This window comes from Sphingobium sp. SA2, assembly GCF_032227065.1.
Classification (GTDB): Bacteria; Pseudomonadota; Alphaproteobacteria; order Sphingomonadales; family Sphingomonadaceae; genus Sphingobium.
The window spans coordinates 721,957-734,235 of record NZ_JAPMXX010000001.1 but is presented as its reverse complement, the minus strand read 5'-3'; the positions used below and the strand labels follow the sequence as shown (position 1 = coordinate 734,235).

10 protein-coding genes and 1 pseudogene are annotated in these 12,279 nt (G+C 60.9%); 5 read left to right on the top strand and 6 right to left on the bottom strand.

From position 1 onward, the window contains the following. Positions 1-108: 108 nt before the first annotated feature. Complete coding sequence (locus OVY48_RS03680) at positions 109-1,221, bottom strand: ROK family transcriptional regulator (protein WP_037480778.1); 1,113 nt, start codon at positions 1,219-1,221, stop codon at positions 109-111. 136 nt (positions 1,222-1,357) lie between these two features. Between OVY48_RS03680 and OVY48_RS03675 the strand changes: the two genes are divergently transcribed. The 4 genes from OVY48_RS03675 (at position 1,358) to OVY48_RS03660 (ending at position 6,461) form a co-directional block, all read left to right on the top strand. Continuing rightward, a complete protein-coding gene (locus tag OVY48_RS03675) occupies positions 1,358-3,871 on the top strand; it encodes a TonB-dependent receptor (RefSeq protein WP_037480350.1) in 2,514 nt (837 codons plus the stop codon). Further along, positions 3,871-5,049, top strand: a complete 1,179-nt coding sequence (locus OVY48_RS03670; RefSeq protein WP_409592852.1) for a YdcF family protein — start codon at positions 3,871-3,873, stop codon at positions 5,047-5,049. The genes OVY48_RS03675 and OVY48_RS03670 overlap by 1 nt, the downstream gene beginning before the upstream one ends. 16 nt (positions 5,050-5,065) lie before the next feature. Beyond that, a complete protein-coding gene (locus tag OVY48_RS03665; RefSeq protein WP_037480352.1) occupies positions 5,066-6,055 on the top strand; it encodes a nuclease in 990 nt (329 codons plus the stop codon). Between the two features lie 223 nt (positions 6,056-6,278). Further along, positions 6,279-6,461 carry a hypothetical protein gene (locus OVY48_RS03660; RefSeq protein WP_156106335.1) on the top strand — a complete coding sequence of 61 codons (183 nt, stop codon included), beginning with the start codon at positions 6,279-6,281 and terminating at the stop codon, positions 6,459-6,461. A 200-nt stretch (positions 6,462-6,661) separates the two neighbouring features. On the opposite strand, the pseudogene OVY48_RS03655 reads toward OVY48_RS03660, so the two are convergent. The 4 genes and pseudogenes from OVY48_RS03655 to istA form a co-directional block, all read right to left on the bottom strand. Next, positions 6,662-6,906: pseudogene (locus tag OVY48_RS03655) on the bottom strand (alpha/beta fold hydrolase); the annotation flags it as partial. 205 nt (positions 6,907-7,111) lie between these two features. Continuing rightward, on the bottom strand, positions 7,112-7,294 hold the full coding sequence (locus tag OVY48_RS03650) for a hypothetical protein (protein WP_313921862.1): 183 nt from the start codon (positions 7,292-7,294) through the stop codon (positions 7,112-7,114). 183 nt (positions 7,295-7,477) lie between these two features. Beyond that, the gene (gene istB, locus OVY48_RS03645; protein WP_313921616.1) at positions 7,478-8,206 is read right to left on the bottom strand and encodes an IS21-like element helper ATPase IstB; all 729 of its coding nucleotides are present in this window, start codon (positions 8,204-8,206) and stop codon (positions 7,478-7,480) included. Further along, complete coding sequence (istA, locus tag OVY48_RS03640) at positions 8,193-9,707, bottom strand: IS21 family transposase (protein WP_313921615.1); 1,515 nt, start codon at positions 9,705-9,707, stop codon at positions 8,193-8,195. The genes istB and istA overlap by 14 nt, the downstream gene beginning before the upstream one ends. On the opposite strand from istA, the gene OVY48_RS03635 reads away from it, so the two are divergent. Next, positions 9,607-10,461 carry an FUSC family protein gene (locus OVY48_RS03635; protein WP_313921861.1) on the top strand — a complete coding sequence of 285 codons (855 nt, stop codon included), beginning with the start codon at positions 9,607-9,609 and terminating at the stop codon, positions 10,459-10,461. The two genes, istA and OVY48_RS03635, sit on opposite strands and share 101 nt — an antisense overlap. Before the next feature lie 331 nt (positions 10,462-10,792). On the opposite strand, the gene OVY48_RS03630 is transcribed toward OVY48_RS03635, so the two are convergent. Then, positions 10,793-12,205 carry a diguanylate cyclase gene (locus OVY48_RS03630; RefSeq protein ID WP_036526763.1) on the bottom strand — a complete coding sequence of 471 codons (1,413 nt, stop codon included), beginning with the start codon at positions 12,203-12,205 and terminating at the stop codon, positions 10,793-10,795. Positions 12,206-12,279 lie beyond the last annotated feature (74 nt).

Genomic DNA, 12,279 nt, shown 5'->3' with positions numbered 1-12,279 from the left:
GCCGCGCATCATCATGGGAGTGCTAGTCTCACAGCCCGACAAACAGCGCAATAACATGGATTTTCATGCCGACCCAAAACGTCCGGTCGCGGCCATTCTTATGTTCCGTCAAATTTCTGCCGACAACGCGTGAATGGGCAACAGCGCCGCGCCCAAGGTGATGGGCGAACTGCCGAGATTCGAGACCTGCACCGGCGGCCTGCGATGATCGAACATGGTGACCAGATGGGCGCTGCGCAGGCGATCGGCCAGGCCATCGAGAATGGCGCGCGGCAATGCCCCCGCCAGCATGATCGCGCCCGGATCGAACCAGGCAAAGGCGGAATTGCAAACGATTTCCAACTGCCGCGCGGCGCGGTCGAGCCAGGTTTCGATGATCGGCGCCTGGTCTGTGGCATCAAAATCGATTTCGGCGACGGAGGAAATATCGCACCCGCCTGCGCGCAGGACGGCGAGCAGGTCGAGCGGGCTGGGACGCGGCCGGTCACCGGGAAACAAGGCCCCGATCTCGCCCGCCGCGCCAAATTGCCCGCGCACGAGGCGGCCGTCCACGATGACGCCAGCGCCGATGCCAAACCCAAGCAGCAATATGACCATGGAGGAAAAATCGCGGATGAGGCCGCCGAGATAATATTCAGCGATCGCCGCGGCGTTGGCGTCATTTTCGATCCACAAGGGCCAGCCCATTTCGGCTGAGAATATGTCGTGCAAGGGCGCGTCCCGCCAATCGGGCAGGACATCGACCACCGCCCAACGGTCGCCCGCCAAGGACAGCGCCGGGCCAGGGACCGCGATGCCGATGCCCAGCATCCTTTGCCCCAGCAGGCCATGGCGATCGACCAGCATATGGGTGATGCGGCGGATCTTGTGCGCGAACGCCCTGGGATCGATCGGCTCGGTCGCTTCATGATGGATCGCGATCGTGGTGCCGGTGAAGTCCACCAGCGCGATCTCGATCAGCCCCTTATGCGCCGTCGCGCCGACCGCATAGCCGCCGCGCGGAGCGAGGCGGAGGGGGATGGCGGGCCTGCCCCGCCGCTGCACATCGACGTCGGGCATTTCCTCGACCAGCCCGAGCGCGAGCAGATCGCGGGACAGCCGGGTCAGTGCCGTGCCGCTGATTTCCAGCGCCGCCGACAGCGCGGATCGCGACAGCGGGCCGGACTTGCGCAGCCGTTGCAGGATGCGGCGCTGGTCCTTGTCGATGGAGGGAAATTGCATGGCCTTGGCCCTCGTCATACCGGCTCTGTCGCACGATGAGCGCCGCGCTAGGCGGATTTATTTATTTTCACAACAATAATTAAAAATGTCATGTTCATCGACCACGGGCCGCTCGACCACCACAGAGGGGCTTTTCATGATCAAGACCGTTTTTGCCACCGGCACCGCCCTTGCGGCGCTGTGTTCCACCTTCCTCACGCCCGCCTTTGCGCAGGATGCAGCCCCCGCCGAGCAGGCGGCCGAACTGGGCGGCGAACTGAACAGCGAACAGGGCGACATCATCGTCACCGGTTCGACCCGCGCCCAGCGTCGCTTCGACGTATCCTATGCGATCAACACCATCTCGGCCGAAGATGTCGAGAAGATCGCCCCCGTCAACTTCGCCGATCTGATCGGCCAGCTGCCCGGTTTCCAGACCGAAATCACCGGCGGCGAAGTGCAGAACATCTATCGCATCCGCGGCCTGCCCAATGATGGTGGCTTTGTCAGCTTCCAGCAGGACGGCCTGCCGCTGTTCCACGAAAATGATGGCGTCTTCTTCCGGGGCGACGCGATCTTGAAGCAAGACCTGATGACCGACCATGTCGAGGTCGTGCGCGGCGGCCCTGCCCCGGTCTATGCCAGCTATTCGGGCGCAATCATCAACGCGATCACCGTGACGGGCAGCGATACGCCGCGCGGCAAGGCGCAGGTGACGCTGGGCGATACCGGCCTCTATCGGCTGGATGCCTATCAGGCCGGACCGCTCGGCGAGAATACCTATTATGCGATCGGCGGCTTCCTGCGCCAGCATGACGGCTATCGCGACAATGGCTTCCCCAACGACAAGGGCGGCCAGATCCGCGCCAACATCAAACATGATCTGGACAATGGTTCGATCAAGCTGAGCCTCAATTATGTCAACGATCACAACGTTTTCTACCTGCCGATTCCTACGGCGGACCCGCGCGACCCCAGCGTTTCTCTGAACAAATATATCGACTTTTTCGAAGGGACGATGAACTCACCCGCGTTGCGCAACGTCAATCTGAAATATCGCGATGGCGCAGGCGTGATCCAGAGCGGCACCAGCGGCCTGGCTGATGGCCGCCACATGCAGATGATCAATATCGGCGCGCAATATGAGGCCGAGTTCGACGGCTGGCTGGTGTCGGCCAAGGCCGGTTACACCCAGGGACAACTGGATTTCACCGCTTTCTATTCAACCACCAATCCCACGACACTGACCGCCTTCCTCGATTCCGGTGGCGCCAACAGCATTCGCAACCGGGCGAACAGCGCGTTCGGGACGGCCAGTCGGTTAGGCCTGACGCTGGCGGGGACCAACACCATCTATGACCCCGACGCCGCCTCCGGCCTCATCATGCAGGGTCAGTATCGCGATATTCATTCCAAATATTATTCGGCGCAGGGCAATTTCTCGGTCGCCAAGAAGTTCGAGACCGGCATTGGCAGCCACGACATTAAGCTCGGCCTCTACACCAGTGCCTATGGCGAAAGCAGCCGTACCACTTTTCAGAACTATCTGATCGAAGTGGCAGGCCAGCCGCGCACGCTCGACCTGGTTGCCTATAATGCGGCGGGTGCGGAAATCGGCCGTGTCACCGACAATGGCGTGCTGAACTATGCCGCGACGCTGAGCCAAGGCGATTCGGACGCGACGATGTTCGCGCTTTATGCCAACGACACCTGGGAGATCATTCCCGGCCTGCGCATCGACGCGGGCGTCCGTCATGAACGCTACAGCTATAAGGGCTGGGCCGCGCTGACCGAGCAGGTCAATCTGGGCGATGCCACGACATTGGCCGACGACACCACGCGCGGTTTCACCGGCGTCATCGTCAATTCCAAGCGGAAGCCCAACGTCACCAACTGGACGGTCGGCGCCAATTACGACTTCAGCCAGAATGTCGGCGTCTATGGCCGCGCGTCGCATCTTGAAACGCCGCCCAATGTGCAGACGGTGATGAGCATCAATCCCACGATCATCACGACAGTCGCCGACCAGTTCGAGGTCGGGCTGAAGCTCGCTTCGGGTCGTTCCTACCTCTATGTCACGGGCTTCTACACCAATTTCGATCCGCTCAACGCCTCGTTCCTCGCCTTCGACCCGACGACGGGCCGCAACGATGTGAACATTCCCTTCATCGGCGAAGCGCAGGTGAAGGGCGTGGAGTTCGACGCGTCGGTTGCGGTCACGCCGTGGTTCTCGCTCAACGGGGCGCTGACGATCAGCGATCCGAAATATAAGAATTTCCAGAGCGCGACCGGTGCCGACCCGGAACAGGCCGAGGGCAACCAGATCGTCCGCCAGCCGAAAATCTATGGCAATATCCGTCCGAGCTTCGACTTCCAGACGGGCGAAACGGATATCTCGGTCTATGGTCGCTATACCTATATGGGCAAGCGCTTCGTCGATCTGTACAACAACACCGCCCTGCCCGCTTATGGCACGATCGGCGCGGGTGTGACGGCGCGCCATGGTAGCTGGCAGATGCAGATTGTGGGTGACAATCTGTTCAACGCCCATGGCCTGACCGAAGGCAATACTCGTACCGACTCGCTGAGCGGCCAAGGCAGCGCGGAAGCCATTTACGGTCGGCCGATCTTTGGCCGTAACTTCCGCCTCGTCATCAGCAAGTCCTGGTAATGATGCGCACCGTGGCACGGATGGCGACCCTGTTCGCCACTATGGCTGCGGTTGCGATCGCGACGGTCCCGGCACAAGCCGGGGCCGTTCGCGATGTCGTGACCGAACGGCTTTCGCAGCGGCTCTTTCCGCTTTTCGACGGGATGGCGCGCGACCCGACCGCTGTTCGGACACTTGTTTCCAAGGCGGACATCGCTGCCCTGTTGGACAGTCGGCAGCGGCGCGTCGCTGGCTGCGCGCAGGATATGTTCTGCGTGGCGCAGGCGCTGATCTGGACGGAAACGGACATCGACGCCGTGGCCAAGTCGGTGGCTGCGCCTGCTGGCCTGACCGCCCCCGATGATGGGGTGGCCGCGCAGGCCAAGCGCGAGATGGAAGGCATCAACATCATCTTGCGCACCTATGGCCTGGGCGCGCCAGCCGCCTATGCGCAGATCGACGGGGCCGGCACGATCGATCCGCAAGAGCGCCAGGCGCGGCTTCAGGCCGCTTATTGGCTGTCACGCACCCCACGCGACACATCGGCGCAGGCGCTGGACCCCAGCATCGACTATGCACTGGCGCTGCTGGACGGTAGCGATCGCGCCGATGCGATCGGTTTCGAACCGCTGACCGGTGGCGCGAATGCGGCCGCCATGGCGCGCGCGACAGGTCTCGATTGGAGCCGCTATCGCTATTCCGCATTGATCGTCACGGGCGTCGGGCCGGAAGTGCCGGACATGGCGATCAGCCCCTTTGGCAAATATCATCTTCGGCTGGCCGCCAGCCGCTTCGCGCAGGGCGACGCGCCCTTTATCATCGTGACCGGAGGCAAGGCGCATCCCCGCGCGACCCGCTTTGCCGAGGCCGAGCAGATGCGCAACGCGCTGATCGACCGCTATGGCGTGCCGGCCGACGCGATCCTGATCGAACCCTATGCCCGGCATACGACCACCAATTTGCGCAATGCGACACGCCTGTTGATGGCGATGGATGCGCCGATGGATCGCGATGCCGTGATCGTCTGCAACCCCGGCCAGAGCGCTTCGATCGAAAGCCCGCAATTCGCCACGCGCAACCAGCGGGAGCTTGGCTATCAGCCGGGGCAAGTCGGTCGCCGCCTGTCGCCAACCGAATTGCTGTTCCGCCCCTCCCGCGTATCGGCGCGGATCGATCCGCGCGACCCCCTCGACCCCTGATTTCGGAGTTCAGACGATGCGAACCCTCCTCCTTGCCCTCACCACGATAAGCGCACTGGCGTTGCATCCGACCGCCGCCCATGCTTGGGGCCAGACCGCCCATGCCGTGATTGATCGGGCGGCGATAGAGGCCATTCCGGAGGATGGGCCGGTCTTCCTGCGCAAGCATGTCGATTATATTGCAGCCTCGGCCTCGCTGCCCGACAGTTGGCGCGGAGACGCGGAGAATTTCTCCAAGATGGAGGAAGACCCCAATCATGGCTGGTTTCGGGAACAGTTCACCTTCGTAAAACCCATCCCGCGGTCGCGCCATGAATTCGTCCTGGCGCTCTACAAACAGTATGAGGCGATCAAAGATAGCGACCCGCAGACGGCGCAGCGAACCAATATACGCTGGACCGGCACCCTGCCCTATGCGGCGATGGAAGCCTATGAACGGTTGATCACCTGCATGCGCTACGTTCGCAAGGCCCAGGCGGAGGGCGGCGATGCGTCGATCCCGGAACAGCATTGCGCTTTTCAGGTCATACGGCTGGGCCATTATATCGGCGATGGGGCGCAGCCGCACCATGACTCGATTCATTCCGACGGATGGCGCGGCGACAATCCCAAGGACTATACCACCGACCGGTCCGTTCATGGCCGGTTCGAAAGCCGGTTCGTCGACGGGATGGGCCTGACGGTAGCGGACATCGCGCCGCGCATCGGGACGCCGCGCCGCCAGAGTGGCGACATGTTCGATGCGGTGCTGGGCTTTCTGAACGAAGCGGGCGACCTGGTGGAAAATCTGTACAAGCTCGAAAAGCGCAACGGCTTTGCCGATTTTGCCGACAAGGATGTGCGCGCGTTCGTCTATGACCGGACGAGTGCCGGCGCCGCGATGCTGCGCGACATGCTGTGCCGCGCCTGGGCCGAAAGCGCGACGCCGCCCGCCAAAATCACACCCTCGCCGCTCGACGCCAACAATCCGCGCTTCAACCCGGAAACCGGATCGGCACCGAGCTGAGCGGATTTCACATTCATATCGAACACTATGCCATCAATTGCAGTTAAAGCGTGATATTATTAAAACGATTTTGCCATATTCGATATATTCATTAACTAATTTGGCGCATCATTCTGACAGCGTAATAATCTGACAGCGTAATAATATGTCTTCGGATATGGGGTTAGATATGAGGGGGTGGGATTTTTTCTACTTTTCGCGCCGCAGCCGAAAGCAGCGATCAATGGCTATCACCGCGCATTCTCCAGAATGCGAGATGACATATTCTCTTTTAGCGGAAGAATATGCGGACCAGGCCTCACTCGCGATGGTCTGCGAAAAGGCGATCGCGGCACCGCCGTCTAGCACCATCTTTGCTGGTCGCCTTGAACGGTTCCGCAGATTGATGAAAAAAAGCCTCGTCTAGCGCGGACCGTCCTTGATCATGGAAACGACACCATGCCAATCCGACTGGCTTGGACGCCTCGATTACAGCGCTGATAAATGCCATCCTACTCCAACAACAGCCGATTTGCTGGAGATAGCTGCGCTATAACGCAAACATCGGATGATCCAATTCAAGCTGTCGGTTGGCATGGCCTCTCGAAGTTACCAGGTAAGAGGATGCACATAGCGCGCAACTTCGCCGCTGCCGGTCGAATGACCGATGTAGACAGCATCCTCAAACCGAGATGTTCGACGACGGCAGACCCATCCGCAGCATAATGGTCCATGTTGTGCCCCGTGGCGACCTGCGCCGAACGGCCAGGACCGCAACGATCATGCGCGACAAGGCGATAGTTATTGGCCAAGAAAAACAACATCTGCGCATCCCAATCATCCGACGACAAAGACCAGCTGTGATGGAACATGACCGGCTGCGCGTCCTTTGGACCCCAGTTGCAGTTATTTGCCGGTTGCCGACCGAACGACCCGACCTGGTCGGTGGAGCGTCTGCGCTTGGGGAACGAAAAGCTGGCTTTGAGTGAACGGCGGGGAGTGAAGATGGGCCTGGACTTTCACCGATAGCTTTGGAACGGAGCCGCCGATACCCCGACGGCTCTGGTCGCGCTGGTTTCAGGCCAGGATGTCCGCGCCACCAAAGACAATCTGGTTGCGAACTTGCGGTTGAAACAGCCCATAGAGAAATTTCCCACTGTCTGCGCTGACTGCATCGAGCGCCGCAACATGCTTGTCTGACAAGTGAAGCTTGAGCGCTGAGATATTGTCCGTCACCTGTTCGGCACGACTGACGCCCATCAAGGTTGTCAATCGGCGTGCAAACGGGACCCCTTATCGGCGCGCAAAAGGGACCCCCTGTCAGGATGGCGGAGCGTTGATGTGACGGGCTTCCTTGCGCTGCGCGCGGCGTAGGGAGGGCGTAGCCCGACCGGAGGCGCGCGCAGCGCAAAACATCTTCTAATTGATCGGTGCTGGGGGGGATCAGCTGCGGTTTTTGAAGCGCCAGCTGTCATTGCCGGTCTCGACGATGTCGCAATGATGGGTGACGCGGTCGAGGAGCGCGGTGGTCATCTTGGGATCGCCGAACACGGTGGGCCACTCGCCAAAGGCGAGGTTGGTGGTGATGATGACGCTGGTCTGCTCATAGAGTTTGCTGATCAGGTGGAACAGCAGCTGGCCGCCTGATCGGGCGAACGGCAGATAGCCCAGTTCATCGAGCACGATCAGATCGAGGCGGGATAGCTGGGCGGCGAGAGCGCCACTCTTGCCGATCCTGGCCTCCTCTTCGAGGCGGGTCACCAGATCGACCGTGTTGAAGTAGCGGCCTCGGGCGCCGGAGCGCACTACATTGGCGGTGATGGCGATGGCCAGATGGGTCTTTCCTGTGCCTGTGCCGCCGACCAGGACGATATTGCGCCGTGCGGGCAGGAACGCGCCGCTGTGCAATGAACGCACAAGCCCCTCGTTGATCGGGGTACCCTCGAACCGGAAGGCATCGATGTCCTTTACGACTGGCAGCCTGGCAGCGGCCATCCGGTATCGGATCGACGCGGCATGACGATGCGTCGCCTCCGCTCGCAGGAGATCGGTCAGTATCTCCATGGTGGTGCGCTGGCGCTGAAGGCCGGTGATGACGGCATCGTCGAACGCGCCCGCCATGCCCTTGAGTCCAAGCCCGCGCATGGCCTCGATCATATCATGCCGCTGCATCGAAGGTCCTCAGCTGGTCGTAACGGGCACAGTCGGCGATCGGGGGATGGCGCAGAGCGCTATCCTCGGAGGTGATGATCGTCAGCGGACGCGGCGGTTCCCGGCGTCGTGCCAGGATGTTGAGGATCAGGTCGTCGCTTGCCGTGCCCGTCGCCAGTGCCTCATGCACAGCGGCTTCGACAGGCTCCAGGCCATCGGTCAGTACGGCCGACAGTACACGGACGAACCGGCGATCGGCATCGTCGCCATTACCCAGCTTGCGGCGCAGGCGGGCAAGCGCCGGTGGCAGATCCCAGTCCTGGAAGGGGGCACCGTTCCGCAGCGCGCCAGGCTTGCGGGCCAGCACTGGCAGATAATGCCAGGGGTCATAGATCGTGCGGTTGCGCCCAAAGTAGCGAGGATGTTCAGCGACAACCTCTTCGCCGCAGCGAACGACGATGCGATCGGCATAGGCGCGGACCTGCACCGTGCGTCGTGCCACCGTCGATAGCACCGAGTAGCGATTGCGGTCGAAGCTGATCAGGCAGGTGCCGGTCACAGCATGCTCGCTCTCATTGAAGCCGTCGAACGGTCCCAGCATCGGCTGCAGCGCAGATCGTTCGATCTCCAGCATCTGCGCCACGGTCAGCTCTCCCTGTTCGGGATGGGGCTGCCGTTCCGCCCAGCGCCGACACTCGGCCTCCAGCCAGCCATTGAGCTCTTCGAGACTGGCGAACCGCAACCGGGGCTGGAAGAAGCGACCCCGGATCGTCTGCACCTGGTTCTCGACCTGACCCTTCTCCCATCCCGCCGCAGGCGAGCAGGCCGTGGGCTCGACCATATAATGGTCGGTCATGATCAGGAACCGCCGGTTGAAGACGCGTTCCTTGCCGGTGAACACGCTCGTCACAGCCGTCTTCATATTATCGTAGATGCCGCGCCCTGGCACGCCGCCGAAGAAAGCAAAGCCGCGCGCATGCGCGTCGAACAGCATCTCCTGGCTCTCACGAGGATAAGCCCGGACATAGACCGCGCGTGAGGCACACAGTCGCATATGCGCGACCTTCACCCGCATCGGTGCCCCGGCGATCTCAACATCTTCATGGCTCCAGTCGAACTGGTAGGCCTCGCCTGGCCTGAACATCAGCGGGATGAAGGCCGTGACACCATCGCCGGCATCTTTGCGCCGCTCGATCTTCCAGCGCGTCGTATAGCGCCGCACCGCATCGTAAGAACCCTCAAAGCCTTCGCGCACCAGCAGGTCATGGATCCGCGTCATCCGCAGCCGGTCACGCCTGCCGCGCAGCTCGTTCTCTTCCAGCAGCGTGTTCAGGCGCTCCTGAAACGGACCGATCCTGGGCAGCGGCTGAACCTTGCGCTGATAATCAAAGGCGCCCTCCGGCGCTCGGACCGCTTTGCGGATGACCTTCCGCGACACATGCAGATCCCGTGCGATCGCCTTGATCGCCTTGCCTCCGGCATACTCGCGCCGGATCCGTAAAACTGTCTCCAAAACCAACATCCCGATCTCGCCGCCTGAAAATCCAGCCGGCTGCTTAAACCATCGAAATGAGGGGTCCCTTTTAGACGCCGATCACCCCGCTAACGGGGTCCTTTTTGCACGCCGATCCACACTGACGATAGGCACCATGATGGTCAATCGCCGCACAGCAGCCATCGCAATCGGCATGATCCTGGCCCTGCCCGGCTTGATGGGCTTGGATGCTGTTTACTCGTCAAGCTTTACATTTTTCGCCAACGCCGCAATCGCGCAAGTGGTCGGTGCGCTGCTAGCGGTGCTGGTTCTGGAGGCCGTCCGCACGATTGGAGCTGAAAAGGCAAGCTTGCGTTTGATGCGCGCCGGTTGGCGCGATCTTGCCGGGCGAGCAGGTTTGCGCCACATGCCCGACACCGCCAAATGGATCAACACGATGCTGGATCGTATCGGCCTGCTGACACCCAGGCTAATAGAGATCGGCGGCGATACGTCAACTCCTTTGCTTGAGATTTTGCGCGACACACGCGTCGGAATTTCTCTCGACGAACTGCAAAGACTACGGCGTATCGCGAGCCCTAAAGATGCCCGTCTCCTTTCGCTTGTTTTGGGGCGAGTAAGGCAGCACTACGCGCGCAAATCGACAGCGGCAGATCGCACTGACGACGCGCTTGTCCGCACCATAGATTTGGCCATGAGCAAGTTTTCCGGCAATGGCGTAGGCGAAAAGAGGCTCGCCACACTCGCATTGACGAGCTTGCGTCGCAATGTCGTCTCCTGATTTCAGCGAAAACACGGAACTGGAATGCAAAGGAGCGCTTGGCCTGTTCGTTCTGGCAGTCGGCGCGATTATGCTCCGCCGCCGTCGCCGGGCAATCGGTTGATCGGGAAGGAGCCCATCAGTGCAATTCGACCATGCATATCGATGGGGTCTGAAGGCCGCACAGGCCGGCTTGCCGCGTCACGCCAATCCCTACCGTGCCTCCCATGTTCGGGCAGCATGGGAGATTGGTTATGCAAGCCACGCAAGTGGCGGTCTCGAGCGATACCGCCACCGATAAATCCAGGAAACTTGGAGCCTGATGCCCGTAAACATCTGGGTGTAAAGAACGTCATGTGGCAAGCGGCCAAATCCCCTTCCCGCCTTCTCCATAAATCGGGGCGAGTTCCACCGTGTTGCGACCTGCGGCCTTGGCCCGATAGAGTGCCTCATCCGCGGCCTTGATCAGGAATTTCTGATCGGGATGGCCGGAATGCAGGGCAATGCCGATCGACGCGGTGACACTGAGGCCGCCCGAGCTTCCCGTTTCGAAAATATGGCCCTCCATATCTGCCCGAATGCGCTCCGCTATGTTGGCCGCAGCCTCGATGCCTGTCTCGACTAGGACGATCAGGAACTCCTCGCCCCCGTACCGGAAAACGAAGTCCGTCGCCCGGACATTCCCGACGATCACTTGTGCCACCTGCCGGAGGACTTCATCACCGACCTGATGGCCGTGCCGATCATTGATCGCCTTGAAGTGGTCGATATCGACCAGCATGACGCTGAGCGCTGTCCCGTTCTCCTTCGCGAATGTGACCTCGCGGCCAAGTATGGCAGGCAGGAAACGGCGGTTAAGGGCACGGGTCAGCGGATCGCGTCCTCCTTCCATGGTGCTTAATGTCTGGAAGAGATCAGCGACCAGGAAGGAAATTTCGTCAACTGCGGCGCGCAAATCCGCCAAGGCGGATGAGCCATCCTGACGCTTACGGGGAGCATCCAGCTCTGGCAGGAGCATCTCATCGATGCGCTCGACAAGTCGGACCACAGTGCTGAACTGCGCCGATTGCTCAAACATGAACTGTGCCCGATGCCGAAGCCAAAGTCCGAAGGCGGAATCGCCCAAGCGGAGCAACCCGCCACCAGGGCCAGCTTGCAGAAGCGCGAACAGTGTGTTCTGGCTCCACTCCATCAGGCTGGCGCGCTGCGTCTCTTTGTCGACTGCAGCGTCCTGATCCAGAGAGAAGAGCCGATAGGCTTCATCTAGTCTCGCTCTTGCCGTGGTGTCCTTTACATAGGACTGGCTGATGAGCATGACGGCCGTGTCCATTCGCGCATCAGCAAGTTGAAGCGCGCGAATGCCTACCAACGGATCGACTGCCTGACCCTGCAGCAATTCAGCGAGCCGTGTCTTGATCACCAGCGCGCCTGTCATTACGAGATGGACCGGAATCTTGATGCGAGCGTGGACTTCGCCAATGATCTTCTGGCGGGCCTGCTTTTCGGGGGAGTCGCGAATGTCCTGTCCGGAAAACAACTGCGTGAGCCACTCAATGAGGGAAGAGCTGAGCCTCTCCTGCACCACAGCGTGGTTCAGGAACTGGGCAGCCTCCTGGTCACGAAGCAGCGTATCGTAGAACAAAGCGACGAGTTCACGGCCATGTTCGGCAGCCATCTCCGCGAGAAGTTTGAGCGGCGCATGGGAGTGCCGGCTATGGGCGGGCAGCTTCGCCGACCCTTTGATCCGCTCTTCGTCCGTAAACATCAATGTGATCCCTTCCGCGCCCCTTTAAGGGCGATGCCTTACCCAGTCGACGTCCAATAGAATTGAGAGAATGC

Coding starts and splice junctions, on each gene's coding strand:
- OVY48_RS03680 (WP_037480778.1), bottom strand. CDS start 1,221: ATGCAATTTCCCTCCATCGACAAGGACCAGCGCCGCATCCTGCAACGG.
- OVY48_RS03675 (WP_037480350.1), top strand. CDS start 1,358: ATGATCAAGACCGTTTTTGCCACCGGCACCGCCCTTGCGGCGCTGTGT.
- OVY48_RS03670 (WP_409592852.1), top strand. CDS start 3,871: ATGATGCGCACCGTGGCACGGATGGCGACCCTGTTCGCCACTATGGCT.
- OVY48_RS03665 (WP_037480352.1), top strand. CDS start 5,066: ATGCGAACCCTCCTCCTTGCCCTCACCACGATAAGCGCACTGGCGTTG.
- OVY48_RS03660 (WP_156106335.1), top strand. CDS start 6,279: ATGGCTATCACCGCGCATTCTCCAGAATGCGAGATGACATATTCTCTT.
- OVY48_RS03650 (WP_313921862.1), bottom strand. CDS start 7,294: ATGGGCGTCAGTCGTGCCGAACAGGTGACGGACAATATCTCAGCGCTC.
- istB (WP_313921616.1), bottom strand. CDS start 8,206: ATGCAGCGGCATGATATGATCGAGGCCATGCGCGGGCTTGGACTCAAG.
- OVY48_RS03635 (WP_313921861.1), top strand. CDS start 9,607: ATGACCTTCCGCGACACATGCAGATCCCGTGCGATCGCCTTGATCGCC.
- istA (WP_313921615.1), bottom strand. CDS start 9,707: ATGTTGGTTTTGGAGACAGTTTTACGGATCCGGCGCGAGTATGCCGGA.
- OVY48_RS03630 (WP_036526763.1), bottom strand. CDS start 12,205: ATGTTTACGGACGAAGAGCGGATCAAAGGGTCGGCGAAGCTGCCCGCC.